We start from the raw sequence: 17,538 nt of genomic DNA, 5'->3' as shown, positions 1-17,538 counted from the left end.
ACCCTCATCATTATATACTCAAATATTATTTGTTGTCTTTTAGTTGTTCAATTCTTTGTTGAACCTTAGCTTGACGTGACTTATAGTCAGCTAATTTTTCTTTTTGTTCATTAACAACTTTTTCAGGTGCTTTCTTAACAAAGTTTTCATTAGATAGCTTCTTGTCAATTCGCATGATTTCTTTATCCAATTTAGCGATTTCTTCATTTTGACGAGCAATTTCTTCGTCAATATCTATCAATTCAGCCAAAGGAACATAGAGATCAGCCTTAGTTGTAACAGCAGTCATAGCTAATGCTGGAGCAACCAAATCAGTCGCCACATTCAATTCCTTAGGATGCATAAAGCGATCAATATATTCTTTATTATTCAAAATAATTGTCTTAACACTTTCATCCTGAGGCTTGATCATAATATCAACGGCCTTAGACATTGGGGCATTAGCCTCCAAACGAATCTTTCTCAATGACTTGATTAGGTCAATCAAAACATCCATTTGATTCATAGCTTCGTCATTATCTAATTTAGCTTGATATTCTGGATACTTAGCTTGCATGATTGTTTTGCCATTATGAGGCATAGTTAACCAAATTTTTTCAGTAACGAATGGCATGATTGGATGCATCAAACGAAGAGTTTGATCAAGAACGTATGTCAAAATCATTTTCTTTTGTTTCTTAGCAGCTTCATCGTCACCTGTTAGTGTTGCCTTACTCATTTCGATGTACCAGTCACAAAGATCATTCCAGATAAAGTTATACATATTACGACCAACTTCGCCAAACTCAAAGTTATCCATTAAACGATTAACTTCTTTTACAGTATGGTTCAATTTAGCCAAAATCCACTTATCTGATAAGTCGTAATCTGTAACTTGCGATAAATCATCCATAGCTGGAGTATCATCATCCAAATTCATGATGACATATCGTGAAGCATTCCAAATCTTATTAATAAAGTTCCAAGCTGAATCCATCTTGTCATAACTGAATCTCGTATCTTGACCAGGTGTTGAGCCATTCATCAAGAACCAACGTAGGGCATCTGCACCATACTTTTGAATAACGTCCATTGGATCAATTCCGTTACCAAGTGACTTACTCATCTTTCGACCTTGTTCATCACGGATTAACCCATGAATAACAACATGGTCAAACGGTTTCTTACCAGTGAATTTCAAACTTTGGAAAATCATTCTTGAAACCCAGAAGAAAATAATATCATAACCAGTAACCAATGTATCAGTTGGGAAATAGCGCTTATAATCTTCCGCATCAGTATCAGGCCAACCCATAGTAGAAAATGGCCATAAAGCACTAGAGAACCATGTATCTAACACATCTGATTCTTGTTCCCAATTTTCAATATCTTTAGGAGCTTCTTCACCAACATATGTTTCGCCAGTTTGTTTGTTATACCAAGCTGGAATTTGGTGTCCCCACCACAATTGACGAGAAATAACCCAATCATGAACGTTATCCATCCACTGTGTGAAAGTATCTTCAAATCGATCCGGTACAAAATTAACTTTGTCATTGCCTTGCTGATTCTTCAAGGCCATTTCAGCCAATGGTTTCATCTTAACGAACCATTGTGTAGAAAGTCTTGGTTCAACTTGAACGCCAGAACGTTCTGAATGACCAACACTATGAACATATGGTTCAATCTTGATCATATCGCCATCATCTTGTAAGTCTTTAACGATAGCTTTACGGGCATCAAAACGGTCCATACCATTATATTTGCCAGCATTTTCATTCATTGTTCCATCAGCGTTCATCGTGTTGATACGTTTCAAGTCATGACGATTACCGACAGCAAAATCATTAGGATCGTGAGCTGGAGTAATTTTAACCATACCAGTACCAAAACTCTTATCAACATAGTGATCAGTAATAATTGGAATCTTACGATTTACTAATGGTACAACAACTTCTTTTCCAACAATATCTTTATAACGGTCATCGTCGGGTGCAACAGCAATAGCAACATCACCAAACATAGTTTCAGGACGAGTTGTCGCAATTTCAATAAAACCTGAACCATCAGCAAATGGATATTTAACATGATAGAAAGCACCTTGGTCATCCTTGTGGATAACTTCAATATCAGATAAAGCCGTTTGTAGTTGTGGATCCCAGTTAATAATATATTCGCCACGATAGATAAGGCCTTCGTTATATAACTTCACGAAAACTTTACGTACAGCCTTTGACAAACCTTCATCTAAGGTAAATCTTTCACGTGAATAATCAAGTGATAAACCTAATTTACCCCACTGTGACTTGATAATAGAAGCAAATTCATCCTTCCATTTCCAAACTTCGTCAACGAACTTTTCACGTCCAAGGTCATAACGAGTTACACCTTGTTCACGTAATTTAGCTTCAACCTTAGCCTGTGTAGCAATTCCGGCATGATCCATACCAGGCAGATATAATGTGTCATAACCTTGCATTCGCTTATAACGAATTAAGGTATCTTGAATTGTTGTATCCCAAGCATGTCCCAAATGCAATTTACCAGTAATATTGGGTGGTGGAATAACGATTGAATAAGGCTTAGCTTTTTTATCGCCAGATGGTTTAAAATCTTCCTCATCTAACCAAGTTTGATAACGTCCCGCTTCAACTTCTTGGGGGTTATATTTTGTATCCATGTCAATTTCTCTCATATGTTTTCCTCCATAAAAAATCACTAATTATAATTTCATAAAAATACAGACGTCTTTCGACGTCCCCATAACAGACTCTACGTGGCAAAGCCACTAAGAGTCTGTAAAAAAAGAGCACTCATCCCTAATAGGACGAATGCTCGCGGTACCACCTAAATTAAGAGTCTAAAGGACTCTTCACTCAACAGATAACGGTGGCCCGATCATTTATAGATAGCTCACAGGCTACAATTGACTAGTTCGATTCGGCAATTTTCAGCTACATGCCTTCTCTGAAATCTAGCTAATCAACCCTCCTGCTCAAAGCTGATATTCTGATAATAAATCATAATCAAATAAACGTCAATTAATTTTAAAGTAAACTACTGATATTTTCTTGATCACTTTCCATAAATTTATCACCATGTTCAATGGTTGTAATCTTAATTCCAGCCATTGATCTTTGAATCAATCCATCTACATCAAGTGAACTTTCAAACTTACGTGTTTTTTCAATATTAGGACGTGTCTTTGGTGCTGGTGGTGCAAAGACGGTACAGCAATCTTCGAATGGTTGGATTGATAAGTTAAAGGTATCAATCTTTTCAGCTAATCGAATAATCTCTGTTTTGTCCATTGTTGCAACGGGACGCAAGATAGGTGTAGTTGTCACATCATTAATTGCGGCCATACTTTCTAGTGTTTGCGAAGCAACTTGTCCTACAGCTTCACCGTTAAAAATTGCTAAACCATTCTCTTGCTCACGAATCAAGTCAGTCAAACGCAACATAAAACGACGTTGAATGGTCATCAAGTAGCCTTCAGGTACCCCAGCCTTAATTGTCTCTTGAATTTCAGCAAAAGGAACTTCGATAAATTTAATATTGCCACCAAAAGCAGTCAATTTAGAAGTTAATTCCTTAGCCTTATTCAAAGCTTGTTCTGAGGTATATGGAGGACTGAAGAAATGCACCATTTCAATATCTACTCCACGTTTCATAGCTAAGTAACCAGCTACTGGAGAATCAATCCCACCTGACAGCATCAACATGGCTTTACCGGCTGTACCAACAGGCAAGCCACCTGCACCTTTAACAGTTAAATATGAAAGATAGATTCCATCTTGTCTAACTTCGACGGAAATCTTGATATCAGGTTTTTTCATCTCAACATCAATTCCTGGAAAGGCATCACAGATAGCATCCCCAAGCTGTAAATTGATTTGATTAGTATCAAGTTCATAAGTATGATCTGAGCGTTTAGTACCTACTTTGAAACTCATGCCGGGCTTATAAGCTTCATGCATCATTTCAACAGCTTTTTGTTTCACATCTTCAAAATTACGTGAAACTTTCACACTTAATGAAAAAGTTTGAATACCAAAGACATTCTTAAGCTTTTCCATAACTGGCTTGGCATCAACACCATTTAGTTGAATATGTAAACGATCACGATGTGGTCGCATTTTTAGGTCAGGATAATCCTTCAAAACTTTAGCAACGTTACCATGAAGGCGGTCAATAAAGCTCTTTCTGTTCTTACCCTTGGTTGATAGTTCACCATAGCGAACCATAATTTCAGTATATTCCATTTAAATCTCCTAATTCAAAATTTGGAAATGATCATGAATTTCATCCAAATTCTTAATAAATTCATCCATTTCAGCTTCTGTATTACTTTCATCTAAACTCACACGCACGGCACTAGTAGCAACCTTTTCTTGTACATTCATTGCTTTAAGTGTACCTGATTCTAGGCCTTTCTTAGAAGAACAAGCACTAGTAGTCGAAATATAAATATCACGTTGTTCAAAAGTATGGACAATTGTTTCGCCACGAACGCCGTCAATTGTGAAACAAATAATATGGGGTGCAAAGTTATCGCCAACTTGTGAAAAGACATGGACATTATCCAAAGTCTTCAAATGATTAACAAGCTTTTCCTTTAATTGTTCCATCTTGTCAGCTTTTTGAGCTTCATTTTCTTTTAACAAGCGAATAGCTTTAGCCATTCCCGCAATTGCAGGTGTATTTTCAGTTCCGCTACGTAAGTTAGATTCTTGACCACCGCCGGCCATTAAAGGCTCTAACTGCTTGCCTTCTTTCATATAAATAAAGCCAATTCCACGTGGGGCATGGAATTTATGACCTGAAAAAGTATAGTAATCAACGCGAGGATCCATGAACTTATCTTGTAAGTTCTTACCAATTGCTTGAACAGAGTCCACGTGATAACTGATGCTTGGATAATCCTTCAAAACAGCTGCAATTTCATGAATTGGTTGAATTGCTCCAATCTCATTATTAACAGCCATAGTTGAAACTAGGATAGTATCGTCACGGATAGCCTTCTTCAAATCATCGGCGCTAATATGACCTGTTTTATCTACAGGTAAATAGGTTACTTCAAATCCTAATTCTTCTAGTTGATGCATAGTATTCAAGACTGAAGGATGTTCTATCTCAGTAGTAATAATATGTTTACCAAATTCACGCTTCTTAAAAGCGGTTCCCTTGATAATCCAATTATTCCCCTCAGTACCACCACTGGTAAAAACAACTTCATCTTGTTTGAATCCCATCAAACTAGCAATTTGTTTACGAGAAGTTTCCAATAATTCGTAAGCTTTCAGTCCTAACTTATGCAAACTAGAAGGATTACCAAAGTATTCTTCACTAGCAGCATTATAAGTTTTCAGAACCGAATCATTAACTTTAGTTGTTGCACTATTATCAAAATATATCATTTTTGCCTCACCAAAATAAAAAGGCCTCACCGGCCCAAAATTTTATCTATTATAACTTAACACACTTTTCAGCAAATTAAGAGTTTATTGTCTCTTTTATTCGTTCAACGGAACCAGACTCAACTTCCTCTAAAGCTTTAGATATTACTTCAACTGCATCATTATAGTTATAATCGTCATCGAACAATGCTCTTGCTTTAACTAATTGATCGTTGAAATCAGAATTCTTATTGGCATATCGATTAGCATATTGCAATAATTTTTCCGCCAACTCAACGTTATACTTCAGCTTCGACGTCTTCTCAATTAAATTATCCAAATCTTCTTGAGTAACAATAACTTGTTTACTAATATCTTCCATATTAATCTGTTCGGCATCTAATTCATCATATAACTTGTTAATTTCATCATAAACCATGTAGAAATAATCCAAATAATCCTCAGGTAAACCGTTCAAACGTAACTGTTCCATCATCTTTTTTTGAATCTCTAAACGTTTGGCATAATCATCAACGCTATTTCTGGCAATTCTTTCACTAGAAAGCATTTGATTTAAATCATCATTAATTGTTTTTTCACTAGCCTCAATTTCATCCAGTTGCTTAACAATATCTTTAAAATCTTGTCTGACTTGAGAAAAGATCACATTTTTATCAGCAATACTTTGCACATCAGCATCATATTGACGACGAATCTCATTTAAAGCATCAAAATTATTCTTAAAAGTATCAAGCGTTTTGTCAGCTAAAATATATCCTTCTTGCAACTTTTGAATTCGTTTATCCAAACGATTATGTTGATAAACCGCATGATTTAAATAATCCAAGACTGGCTTTTGTTCTTTAAGAACATCTCTTTTGCCATCAATTTCCAAGGTCAAAGTTTCATATAAGTCATCAATACGTTGTTTAATATCTTCATTATTAGCATTGACCGCATCAAAATTTAGTTCGCCTAATTTTTCACCTGATTCATCTACTTCGCGCTGAACATCAGAAATTAATTGAACAATGTCATCAACAAACTTAAAGTGTTGTTTATCTAACTTTTGATAGACAAATTTAATTTCATCAATTTGACCTGGAAATACTTCATTTAAATCGTGATACAGAGGCTCTATAATTTTTAATTGATCTGTTATTAAGCCTAATTTGATTTTTACATCATCTAAATACTGACTTGCTTCTAAGTGATCACCCTTAGTTGTCAATTGTTTCTCGCTATCTAAGAGACTAGCAATTTCTGACAACTCATCTTCTAATTTGTCAGTTGCTGGGCCATAACTAAATGACTGCGTTAAAACTTGTTTACGCAAAGCTTGATATGAATGTTGCAATTCTTCACTATGCGTAGCATTTAGTTCGTTACTAGCTAACAACTTATCAAAACCTTGAGATACTTCACTGATCTTATTTTGATAGTCATCCAACTCAGTATTTATTTTTTTCAGGTCACTAGCGCATCCAAAAACTTTAAACTCAGTATTCTTATACTCAGCCGCTCGCATATCCTTTAAAATATCAGAAAAAATGTCATCGCTTTGCTTATGATATTCAATCTTTAGCTGATTGAAACGGTCATCACTAGCTCCGGTTAATTTCATTTCTTCCAATTTTTTAATCTTGTCATCTAACTGAGCTTTTTTCAATTCATCAGTTCGATCTTTGTACTTATTAAGCGTTGAAGCATTACGTTTTTGTAAAAACCACATATACCAAAGAGCGAACAAGACAATTAAGATTATTCCAATAATAATTACAAACACATTTACACCCCTAATGACGATTCAGTCTTATCTTTAAAAAATTATAACAAATATTATCCCAATTATTATCACTGTCTACTTTTCATAATAAAGTTTTAAACTATTGAATTTAAAAATAACTTTGACAAGCACCCTTTATCACGGTATACTAGCCTTCGTGTAAAATATGCAGCAAAGAGCGGCAAGAACGTCAACAGTTATCGACGATTTAGTTCAATTAGTAACCTGTGGCTGCACAAGGTGAAACTTGTAACGACAACTGCACGAATGCTAAGCTCTAGTTAATTATTTTACTCCATACAAACATTTTGGAGGAATTAATATATGTCTAGATATACAGGTCCACGTTGGAAATTATCACGTCGTTTAGGTATCTCACTTTCAGGTACTGGTAAGGAAATTGCTCGTAGAAACTATGCCCCAGGACAACATGGTCCAAATGGTGGTCGTCGTAAGGTTTCAGAATACGGTCAACAATTAGCTGAAAAGCAAAAGTTACGTTTCATGTATGATGTTAACGAACGTCAATTCCGTAACTTGTTCAACCGTGCCGGTAAGATGGAAGGTATCCATGGTATTAACTTGATGATCCTTCTTGAAACAAGATTGGATAACATGGTTTATCGTCTAGGCCTTGCAAGTTCACGTCCACAAGCTCGTCAACTTGTAAACCACGGTCACGTCACAGTTGATGGCAAACGTGTTGATATTCCTTCATACGAAGTTAAGATTGGTCAAAAGATCAGCCTTCGTGAAAAGTCAAAGGACCTTGCAATTGTTAAGGATAACCTTGAAAATGTTGTTGGTCGTCCTGGTTTCGTTACCTTCGATGACAACACATTGACTGGTTCACTAGTACGTAACCCAGAACGTGACGAACTAGAACCAAATGTTGATGAATCATTGATTGTTGAATACTACAACCAAATTCTTTAATATTTTGGCAGAATACATTCACCTATTGGTGGGTGTATTTTTTTTGTTCTCAATCTGTCAGCTGATATTGTTACTGCAGCAATATTTAAAAAAAGAACTAATGACTATGAAATAAAAAGTCATTAGTTCTTTTGATATTTAAATACATAAAATAGAAAATCATACAACGGTGTCACTAACCCTCCATAAAAATTGACTAAACTTCAACCTTTTTGAAAGGCAACATATATCAAGATTAAATAATCTTACTTAATCACTAAATTTTTAAATGATCTGAGAACAAATAACATTCCTACAATAGTGAAAATCAAACTTCCCCACCACATTGCTCCAAAAGTTTTATCAAAAAACATTTGAAAAAATGCTAACGTAACTAAAGTTCCAATCCAAAATTCAATTGATTTATACCATTCCATTTAAATCATCCCTTTTAGTTTTATCCTCTGTTGATTTCAATATTATTATAATTTAATCGTTAACTAAAATAAATATATATTTACAATTTGCTAATTTCTTGATTGAATAAAACTAAGTATTTACTTAATTTAAGAAACTTATCGGCTAAAAGTTCATCATAATTCGCCGAATTTACTATTGGATCATCACTTTTTAATTCAAATCCAATAACCAGATCACTTGATTTGACTCGTTGATAATGATCGATTACTTCACCCAACTCTGTCGAAGGTTTTAAGATACTTGAAGTATGATCATTAGACACGCCCCAACCTTCTTTTTCAATCTGTTGTTGATATTTTTTTAAAATTGGATAGTAATCTGAACGGTTACGAATATCAGCTAACAAGCTGAATGTGATAAAATAGCAGTCTGGCCATAAACCAAATTCCAAATGAGGCGTCTTTTTATAACCTTTTTTATCTTGGTTAATTGCTAACCAAGTATCGGGAGGCGGATTCTTAGTCCGACGTTGATGCTTAGCAATTTTCATATAAAACTGTTGTTGATATTCTTTTTCCAAACGTTGCATTAATTCAGCTCCAAAATCTTCAAACTTTGGATCTAAATTGAGCTTTATTAAATTTAAACGTCCAGAAAGAGTCATATCATCAAAAACTTTAAAATCATTTTTATCAAACATGTTCTCAATCCTTTGTTGTAAAATATACATGTTAATTATATAGGAGGTACCATGCAAAAACCATTAGCATATCGAATGCGTCCAACTAATATCGATGAAGTCGTCGGTCAGCAGCATCTTGTCGGCCCTCATAAAATTATTCGTCGTATGGTTGAGGCCAAAATGTTATCCTCAATGATCCTTTATGGACCACCAGGGATTGGTAAAACAAGTATTGCTAGTGCTATCGCTGGTAGTACCAAGTATGCCTTTAGAATGTTAAACGCAGCTACAGATACAAAAAAAGATCTACAGATTGTTGCTGAAGAGGCCAAAATGAGTGGCACTGTTGTTTTAATGCTCGATGAGATCCATCGGCTTGATAAAACTAAGCAAGATTTTTTATTGCCATTATTAGAAAGTGGCTCGATTATTTTAATTGGTGCCACGACCGAAAATCCCTATATCAATATAAGCCCCGCCATTCGCTCAAGAGTTCAGATTTTTGAATTAAAGCCACTTGAAAGCGATGATCTAAAAAAGGCCGTTAAGAGAGCTCTAAACGATGATCAGAACGGATTAGGCAAGTATAACGTTCAACTAGATGAAAATGCTTTGGATCTTTTAGTTAGTTCTACTAATGGTGATTTAAGAAGTATTCTAAATGGCCTGGAACTATCAGTTTTATCGACCCAACCAGATGCTGATGGAATTATCCAAATTAATCTACAGTCAATTGAAGAATCAGTTCAAAAAAAAGCTATTTCTTCTGATAAAGATGGCGATAGTCATTATGACGTTATGTCAGCCTTTCAAAAATCAATTCGAGGCAGCGATCCTAATGCCGCTATTCTTTATTTAGCTAGATTATTAGAAGCCGGCGATTTAACTTCAGCCATCAGACGTCTCATTGTTTGTGCCTATGAAGATGTTGGTTTAGCCAATCCTCAAGCCTGCGCTCGGGCTGTTCAAGCAGCTCAAGTGGCTCAAATGGTTGGTTTGCCAGAGGCACGAATTCCTTTGGCTGACGCCGTAATCGATCTATGTCTTTGTCCTAAGTCAAATTCTGGAATAACAGCAATCGACAGCGCCTTAGCCGATGTTCGTAGCGGTAAAGCTAATTCTATTCCTGATGACTTAAAAGATGCCCACTATTCAGGTGCCAAGAAGTTAGGACATGGCGTCAGTTACAAATATCCTCACAATTATCCCCACTCTTGGGTAGATCAACAATATTTACCAGATAATTTAGTCAATCAAACTTATTATCAACCCAAGGATACTGGTAAATATGAACAAGCTCTCAATTTACGGATCCAACAAATTCAACAATGGAAAATGAATTCAAAACGGAGTCAGAATAATTATGATAATTAAAATTTTAATGATCTTCTTTGTTATATTTTTGCTAGCCTTAGCTTATATTCTTTGGTCACACAGTAATAAGAAATTCTTGATTTATTCACCAGATGAAAATCTAACCTTGAAAAACGTCATGCGTTTTACATCTGTGCTGTTAATTTTAGTAGCAATTTTGGGAATCGTCATCGCTTTCATCGGCAACAAAGAAGCAAACTTCATTACATTGCTACTGGGCAGTCTAATTGCCGCTGGTTTTTCTATTTATTTAGCAAATATCCGCTAAATGTCAGCTGATGACTGTATTTATTAATCTAAATCAACTAAAATAAAGATATAAAAGCAGTAATATTACATTAACGGGGTGATACTTATGTTACAACAATATAAAAACATTCTCGTACCAATTGATGGTTCATTTGAGGCAGAGTTAGCATTTAAGAAAGCTGTCGAAGTAGCTAAAAGAAATAAGGCTACTATTCATCTAATTCACGTAATTGATACCAGAGCTTTCCAAAACGTTTCAAGTTTTGATTCAACAATGGTCGAGCAGATTACTGAAAAAGCTAAAGAAACAGTTAAGGGCTATGTTCAGACTGCTAAAGATGCTGGTCTAGAAGATATTGATTACAGTATTGAATATGGTGCACCTAAAGCTATCATCGCTACTGACTTCCCTAAGAAGTTAGGCGTTGATTTAATTATGATTGGTGCTACTGGATTAAATGCTATGGAAAGATTGCTTATCGGATCAGTTACTGAATATGTAACAAGAACTGCTGCTTGCGATGTTCTCGTTGTTAGAACTGATTTGGATAATAAGACTATTAAGAAACAAAAGAAATAATTAAGAGAAAAGCAAAAAGAGGGTCGATTAAAATCGATCCTCTTTTTTAATTGAAATTAATAAATTTGTTTTATTTTTTATTAAAAGATATTAAGTTGCATATCTTTTACTTTAGCTTTTAACTTTTCAAAGACAGGCTTGTTCTCACTAATGCTTGAAATAACATAAGCCTTGATGTAGTCTTCATCAGTTTTTTGACCTTCACGAGTGCCAGCATTAGCTAAGTAATAGTACATTTCATCTAGCTTGAAGAGCGTTTGTTCTCTTCGAGCAATCAAAATACCTTCATTAGCATACTCAGCTGCCTTTTGATTGTCATCTAACTTCAAGGATAAATCAGCCATATTATCATAAATCAAAATACTATCATGATAATTTTCATCGCCAATTTTATCGAGACTCGATTTAATTAAATCTTTAGCCTGGTCATAATAAACCTTTGCTTCATCAACTGACTTCTTATTGATATATGCCTTAGCAGTAAAGATATCAATTAGAATATCATACATATCAACGTTAGCAATATTAACGTTCATTGCACGGTTGAAATCGAAGATAGCCTTGTCATAATTCTTGCTAGTTTCATATTCCATCAAACCATTAAAGAAATGAATCAATTTGATTTCTTGCTTATTATTGACATTGATGTTCTTAAGTTTACCCAGTTTATCGTTAATCCCATCAAAATCATCTTGATAAAATGATTTCTTAATGTCACTAATAATTGAATAGATTTGACTATCGTCATTGACGATTACAAGGTTCATTGTGATACCCAGTCTTTCACAAATTCGAACCAATATTTCCATACTTGGAATCTTATCTTTTTTTTCAATCAGGCTGATAGTTGCCTGCGTACATATGCCATCAGCTAACTCAGATTGAGAAATGCCTCTGAGTTTTCTGTAATGACGGATTTTATCACCTAAGATTTTCATTCTAAACTATCCCCATTCATTTATTAATTCCAAGGATAATTTAAACAGTTATTAAAAAATGTTGCAAGAAATATGCAACAATAAAAAGATAAATTTTAAAAATTTAATTATTTACTTCGAAGAACCAGGCATCATTTTGTGTACCATTTAATAATTCAGGATTATCATTTAATTTATCATTAACTTTAACGATTTTCCCGTCTACTGGTGATTCTAGCTCAACCACGGCTTTTTGAGCCTCAATTTCACCACTTGACTCACCTTTTTTAATTTCACTATTTATATCAGGTAATTCAACATATTTGACATCACCTAAAGCTTCTTGAGCCTCTTTCGTCAAACCAATACGTGTTGTATGCTCACCCTTTTTAACCCAAAAATAATTTTTTTTATCATTCATAATAATTCCTACCTCTGATTAAATGTTCCATTTTCAAACATGTAACTCTTATGATGAAATCTCATTGACATAACCAAACCGATTCCTATCATATTACCAAGTAATGCAGAACCACCTTGCGATATGAATGGCAACGGAATACCAGTTAATGGAAGCAGACCGATACTCATACCGATGTTTTCAAAAACATGGAATAAAATCATCATAATAACACCTGTTGATACGTAAGCATAAAATTCATTTTTAGTATCAAAAGTAACTTGAACCATTTGATAAATTAATAAAAAGTATAGAAGAATCAAAACACATGAACCAATAAAACCAAAATTTTCGCCAATAACTGAGAAAATCATATCTGATTCACGCACTGGAACATAAACGTTAGAAACATTAAAACCTTTACCAAATAATTGACCTGAACCAATAGCTTTCATATTCTGCCAGATCTGATACCCATTTTCGGAAGTATCAGCTGACGGATCACGCCAACTATCAATACGAGCAAATTGATAAGATCTAAAACCAAAATGTCCTAAAATTTGGCGACCCCAGTCGGTTGTTGCAAACAATAGAGCTGTTCCACCAACTACAGCCACAATTAGAAATCCTATCAACAATATCCGCCAATCTATCCCTGAAACTAAAATCATTCCAACTAAGATAGCAACGAAAACTAAGATAGTACCAAAATCATTCTGTAATTTTAAAAGTACCATTACTGGCAATGTCCATAAAATCAACTTACCAATTAGGAGAAAGTCGCTTCGTAAAGTATGCACTTGATACTCGCTATTATGATTAGTAATAACTTTCCCCAACATCAGTATGAACGCCGGTTTCATAACTTCAGATGGCTGAAACGTAAACGATCCGACTGCAAACCAACTCTTGGCACCAGTACTAGCAGCATAGCTTCGACTATAGAAGATTAAAACCAAGAACAGTAAGGCCAAGCCTCCATAATAAGCATAATTGGCCACTTGCCACAGCTGCTCTGCATCAAACTGCATAATAACTGCAATTATCACTGCACCAATGGCATACCAAGCCACCTGTGAAACGACATTTTTCAAAGGATTTTGTGAATCTTGAATTGTCGCTACGTAAATAGACATCAAGCCAATTATTGCCAACATCATTACGGAAAAGATAATCCCATAATCAATCCTAGAATCTACATCATTATTTTTTCTATTTTCTCTTATTTGCATATTTACACCTGCTAATGATTATGTAAATTATATTGCATTAGCAACTCATTAATTGCATCGTCCAATTTTACCGATTTAAATGGAGTTTCGTTACTTTCTACATATGAAAGATAGCGTTCTCCATCTTTTTTTATAGTTCCAATATATTTTTTGCGATCCCACAATTCATATGTTTCAGGATCACTACTAATATCTTTTAAGCTGATTTCAATTGATTTTTTTCTGCTAGACATTAAATCTTCCCTATTCTTTGTTATGAAATTTTTTTGCTATAATTTCATCTTCATATTTTTCTGGATGAGGATTTCTAAAGATGGTGAAATTATCTGGTACTGGATCAACTCCACCACGCACAAACGGATTGCATCGTAAAATTCTGGCAATCCCCATAATTGTACCTAAAATTCCACCGTGCTTTTTGACCGCATCAATAAAGTAGGCCGAACACGTTGGGTAATATCGACAACTAGGCGGCAACACTGGAGAAATAAATTTTTGATAGAACCTCACGATTCCAATTAAAATTTTCTTGAGCATTAAACTACCTTAGAAAATCGAACATATGTATCCATGTACCAGGCCACAATACTGCCAGTGGATTAGAACCACCTAAACCTGATCCAATCAACATACCCAAAACTAAGAAAATTAGCATTAACAATAATACCCAACCGATCTTTTTAAAAATATCACGACGATATTCCTTACCAAAGTCTCTTTTCATTTTTCATCCTAGTATTTTTTATGTTTTTCAATATTATCTAATAATACACCTGTACCTAAAGCAACTGAATCTAAAGGACTATCAGTTAATAGAACTGGAACTTGTAATTTTTCAGATAATAATTTATCCAAATTCTTTAACAAGGCTCCACCACCTGTAAGCATGATACCACGATCAATAATGTCACCAGATAGTTCGGGAGGTGTTTGCTCCAAAACGTTTCTAGCGGCGTTAACAATTTGTTCTACGCCATCTGCTAAAGCATCTTGTATTTCTACTTCATTAGTTGTGATTTCCTTAGGTAAACCACTAACAATATCAATACCACTAGCTGAAAAAGTCTTTTCTTCGTCGGCATCCATAACGCAGCCAATTTCCATTTTAATCTGTTCAGCAGTTCTTTCACCAATAATTAGGCTATGATGCTGCTTAATATAAGCTTGAATAGCACCAGTCATCTTATCACCAGCAAAGCGCAATGAACGACTTGTAACGATATCGCCCATTGAAATCACAGCGATATCACTTGTACCGCCACCGATATCAATTACCATATTTCCTTGTGGTTTAAAGATATCTAACCCAGCACCTACGGCAGCAACTTTAGGTTCAAGTTGTAGATAAACCTTGCCGCCACCAGCCTGCTCAGCAGCCTCAATAATAGACTTCTGTTCCACAGGCGTCACGTTTGTAGGCGCACAGATCATAATAGTTGGCTTTGAAAAACGACCACCGACATTTAATTTTTCAATAAAATATTGAAGCATTTTTTCAGTAATATCAAAGTCGGCAATAACTCCATCCTTCAAAGGACGAATAGCTTTAATATTAGCCGGTGTTCTACCAACCATTAGATAGGCGTCCTTACCTACGGCAACGACATCATTATTATTCGTATTAATTGCTACGACTGAAGGTTCATTTAAAACAATTCCTTCGCCTTTTACATCAATAAGCACATTTGCTGTACCCAAATCAATTCCTAGATATTTCGACATACTATATCCTCCAAAATCTAAACACAAAAAGTATATCATAACCAGCCTAATCATTAAATTACCAATAAAAAAAGAAAGTGGAAATCCCACTTCCTTAAGCTAATTTTTAAGCTAATTTTGTAACACTTGGTATTGTATTCAATACTAAACTTTCTCTACCAGACTCATCAATTGAAACTCGTCTGATCTTAGCACCTAAATTTCTTAACTTTTCAGTGAAATGATAATATCCACGATCCAAATATTGAAGGTTAGAAACTCTTGTTTCACCTTCAGCAACCAACCCTGCAATTACTAGTGCTGCGGCAGCACGTAAATCAGTAGCAGCAACATTAGCACCACTTAATTGAGCTGGACCAAACATAATAACAGAATTACCTTCGATCTTAAAATCAGCCTTCATCTTACCAAATTCTGGAAAATGCATAAATCTATTTTCAAATACAGTCTCCGTCATAACGGTAGTTCCAACGCTTAATAATTGTGCTAAGGTCATTTGAGCTTGCATGTCTGTTGGAAAACCTGGATGAGGCATTGTCTTTACATCAACGGGTTTCAATTGATTTGAACCAACCACGCGAATTCCTTCATCGTTTTCATCAATTGTAACGCCCATTTCGATCAATTTTGAAATTAAAGGACGATTATGAGCAGCAACTGCATCTTTAATGAAAATATCGCCATTAGTTACTGCAGCAGCAACCATAAAAGTACCAGCTTCAATTCTATCTTGCATAATGGAATGTTCACAACCATGTAAGCTTTCAACACCATTAATTCTAACGGTATTAGTACCGGCTCCAGTCACATCAGCACCCATTTTGCTCAAAATATTGGCAAGGTCAACAATTTCAGGCTCTCTAGCAGCGTTATCGATAACTGTTTCACCATCAGCCAACACTGCAGCCATCATAATATTTTGAGTTGCACCTACGCTTGGAAAATCTAAATAGATATTAGCACCATGTAAACCATCAGTCTTGGCATCAATAAAGCCACCATTTTGACTGAACTTTGCTCCCATAGCTTCTAGACCCTTAATATGCAAATCTATCGGTCTAGAACCTATTGCACATCCACCAGGCATGGCAACATGTGCTTCCTTATTTCTGGCCAATAGAGGTCCTAATACAACAATAGAAGCACGCATTTTATCAACTAAATCCTCAGGGGCTGTGGTTGTAGTCCCTTCGCTTGTATCAACAGTTAACACTTCATCAGCTTCATCATATGAAACCTTAGCATTCAAAGCTTTTAAAACTTTGGACATTGTTATTACATCTGATAACGGAGGAATATTAGTTAAAAAAGTTTTACCTTTTGCGGCTAAAATAGTCGCTGCTAAAATTGGCAAAGCGGCATTTTTTGCTCCTTCAATTCTGACAGTTCCCTTTAATTGCGTAGGTCCATTAACGATTATTTGTTGCACAATATTCTCCTCCAAAACCTGGAATCATTTAAAAAGCAAGGTTATATTTTGAAATAGACTGAAAATGCTCATAAAAAAAGAGCTTACTGTATAACCAAGAGCGATTGCGAGAAACGCTACAAGTAATTGTAACATTTTAGGGTTAGTTTTGTTATATATCTTTTTCCAATCTACAACCTGCAATACATTAAAACTTATCCATATAAATATAACATGACTTATAAGCGTAATTATGGCATTTATCCCAATATTTGTCATTTTATAAACCTCACTTTCTTAAATAATAACATTTTCTTAAGAAAATGTTCTGTTGGCATGAAATCTTTTAAAAATTGTTAACTAAAATTAAAATCACATTTCAACACAGTAATAAACTTCTAAAAAATTGACAGAAAAAAAGGATTAGGTTTCCCCAATCCTTTTTAATGGCTGTACGATAAATAGAGTTGATAGG

General features: G+C 34.9%; 19 protein-coding genes. 4 read left to right on the top strand and 15 right to left on the bottom strand.

The features are described from left to right. Window positions 1-25: 25 nt before the first annotated feature. The 4 genes from FD26_RS05405 to FD26_RS05390 form a co-directional block, all read right to left on the bottom strand. Window positions 26-2,674, bottom strand: coding sequence for a valine--tRNA ligase (locus FD26_RS05405; protein ID WP_057867409.1), 2,649 nt, complete (start codon window positions 2,672-2,674; stop codon window positions 26-28). A 352-nt stretch (window positions 2,675-3,026) separates the two neighbouring features. Then, on the bottom strand, window positions 3,027-4,244 hold the full coding sequence (thiI, locus tag FD26_RS05400) for a tRNA uracil 4-sulfurtransferase ThiI (protein ID WP_057867408.1): 1,218 nt from the start codon (window positions 4,242-4,244) through the stop codon (window positions 3,027-3,029). 9 nt (window positions 4,245-4,253) lie between these two features. Next, window positions 4,254-5,399: a cysteine desulfurase family protein gene (locus FD26_RS05395; protein WP_057867407.1), complete on the bottom strand. Its 1,146-nt coding sequence runs from the start codon at window positions 5,397-5,399 to the stop codon at window positions 4,254-4,256. 76 nt (window positions 5,400-5,475) lie between these two features. Continuing rightward, window positions 5,476-7,164, bottom strand: a complete 1,689-nt coding sequence (locus tag FD26_RS05390; RefSeq protein WP_082596237.1) for a septation ring formation regulator EzrA — start codon at window positions 7,162-7,164, stop codon at window positions 5,476-5,478. Window positions 7,165-7,488: 324 nt separating this feature from the next. Here FD26_RS05390 and rpsD point away from each other — a divergent pair, with 324 nt between their 5' ends. Continuing rightward, complete coding sequence (gene rpsD, locus FD26_RS05385; protein ID WP_057867406.1) at window positions 7,489-8,100, top strand: 30S ribosomal protein S4; 612 nt, start codon at window positions 7,489-7,491, stop codon at window positions 8,098-8,100. Window positions 8,101-8,345: 245 nt separating this feature from the next. On the opposite strand, the gene FD26_RS11045 is transcribed toward rpsD, so the two are convergent. Both FD26_RS11045 and FD26_RS05380 read right to left on the bottom strand, forming a co-directional pair. After that, on the bottom strand, window positions 8,346-8,516 hold the full coding sequence (locus FD26_RS11045; RefSeq protein ID WP_156401773.1) for a hypothetical protein: 171 nt from the start codon (window positions 8,514-8,516) through the stop codon (window positions 8,346-8,348). Window positions 8,517-8,596: 80 nt separating this feature from the next. Beyond that, entirely contained in the window at window positions 8,597-9,199 is a 603-nt protein-coding gene (locus tag FD26_RS05380; protein ID WP_057867405.1) for a DUF1054 family protein, read from the bottom strand. Window positions 9,200-9,250: 51 nt separating this feature from the next. Between FD26_RS05380 and FD26_RS05375 the strand changes: the two genes are divergently transcribed. From FD26_RS05375 to FD26_RS05365, 3 genes are all read left to right on the top strand, one after another. Continuing rightward, window positions 9,251-10,555, top strand: a complete 1,305-nt coding sequence (locus FD26_RS05375) for a replication-associated recombination protein A (protein WP_057867404.1) — start codon at window positions 9,251-9,253, stop codon at window positions 10,553-10,555. After that, complete coding sequence (locus tag FD26_RS05370) at window positions 10,545-10,823, top strand: hypothetical protein (RefSeq protein ID WP_057867403.1); 279 nt, start codon at window positions 10,545-10,547, stop codon at window positions 10,821-10,823. The genes FD26_RS05375 and FD26_RS05370 overlap by 11 nt, the downstream gene beginning before the upstream one ends. A gap of 87 nt (window positions 10,824-10,910) precedes the next feature. Beyond that, window positions 10,911-11,384, top strand: a complete 474-nt coding sequence (locus tag FD26_RS05365) for a universal stress protein (RefSeq protein ID WP_057867402.1) — start codon at window positions 10,911-10,913, stop codon at window positions 11,382-11,384. A gap of 80 nt (window positions 11,385-11,464) precedes the next feature. On the opposite strand, the gene FD26_RS05360 is transcribed toward FD26_RS05365, so the two are convergent. From FD26_RS05360 to FD26_RS05320, 9 genes are all read right to left on the bottom strand, one after another. Continuing rightward, window positions 11,465-12,322 carry a helix-turn-helix domain-containing protein gene (locus FD26_RS05360; protein WP_057867401.1) on the bottom strand — a complete coding sequence of 286 codons (858 nt, stop codon included), beginning with the start codon at window positions 12,320-12,322 and terminating at the stop codon, window positions 11,465-11,467. A 103-nt stretch (window positions 12,323-12,425) separates the two neighbouring features. After that, a complete protein-coding gene (locus tag FD26_RS05355; RefSeq protein WP_057867400.1) occupies window positions 12,426-12,722 on the bottom strand; it encodes a glycine cleavage system H family protein in 297 nt (98 codons plus the stop codon). 8 nt (window positions 12,723-12,730) lie between these two features. Then, window positions 12,731-13,933 (bottom strand): FtsW/RodA/SpoVE family cell cycle protein, encoded by a 1,203-nt coding sequence (locus FD26_RS05350; RefSeq protein WP_057867399.1) that lies wholly within the window; start codon window positions 13,931-13,933, stop codon window positions 12,731-12,733. 11 nt (window positions 13,934-13,944) lie between these two features. Then, window positions 13,945-14,166, bottom strand: a complete 222-nt coding sequence (locus FD26_RS05345) for a DUF2969 family protein (protein WP_057867398.1) — start codon at window positions 14,164-14,166, stop codon at window positions 13,945-13,947. A gap of 10 nt (window positions 14,167-14,176) precedes the next feature. Further along, window positions 14,177-14,470: a membrane protein insertion efficiency factor YidD gene (gene yidD / locus FD26_RS05340; protein WP_057867397.1), complete on the bottom strand. Its 294-nt coding sequence runs from the start codon at window positions 14,468-14,470 to the stop codon at window positions 14,177-14,179. 4 nt (window positions 14,471-14,474) lie between these two features. Then, window positions 14,475-14,657: a DNA-directed RNA polymerase subunit beta gene (locus FD26_RS05335; protein WP_057867396.1), complete on the bottom strand. Its 183-nt coding sequence runs from the start codon at window positions 14,655-14,657 to the stop codon at window positions 14,475-14,477. An 8-nt stretch (window positions 14,658-14,665) separates the two neighbouring features. Next, window positions 14,666-15,655: a rod shape-determining protein gene (gene mreB / locus FD26_RS05330; protein ID WP_057867395.1), complete on the bottom strand. Its 990-nt coding sequence runs from the start codon at window positions 15,653-15,655 to the stop codon at window positions 14,666-14,668. A gap of 106 nt (window positions 15,656-15,761) precedes the next feature. Beyond that, window positions 15,762-17,084 (bottom strand): UDP-N-acetylglucosamine 1-carboxyvinyltransferase, encoded by a 1,323-nt coding sequence (gene murA / locus FD26_RS05325; RefSeq protein ID WP_057867394.1) that lies wholly within the window; start codon window positions 17,082-17,084, stop codon window positions 15,762-15,764. A 24-nt stretch (window positions 17,085-17,108) separates the two neighbouring features. Next, window positions 17,109-17,342: a DUF1146 family protein gene (locus tag FD26_RS05320; RefSeq protein WP_057867393.1), complete on the bottom strand. Its 234-nt coding sequence runs from the start codon at window positions 17,340-17,342 to the stop codon at window positions 17,109-17,111. Window positions 17,343-17,538: the final 196 nt, after the last annotated feature.

The sequence above is a fragment of the Companilactobacillus crustorum JCM 15951 genome, from assembly GCF_001434585.1.
Classification (GTDB): domain Bacteria; phylum Bacillota; class Bacilli; order Lactobacillales; family Lactobacillaceae; genus Companilactobacillus; species Companilactobacillus crustorum.
Note: the sequence above shows the minus strand (reverse complement) of the source record. Positions and strands in the feature narration are given on the sequence as shown.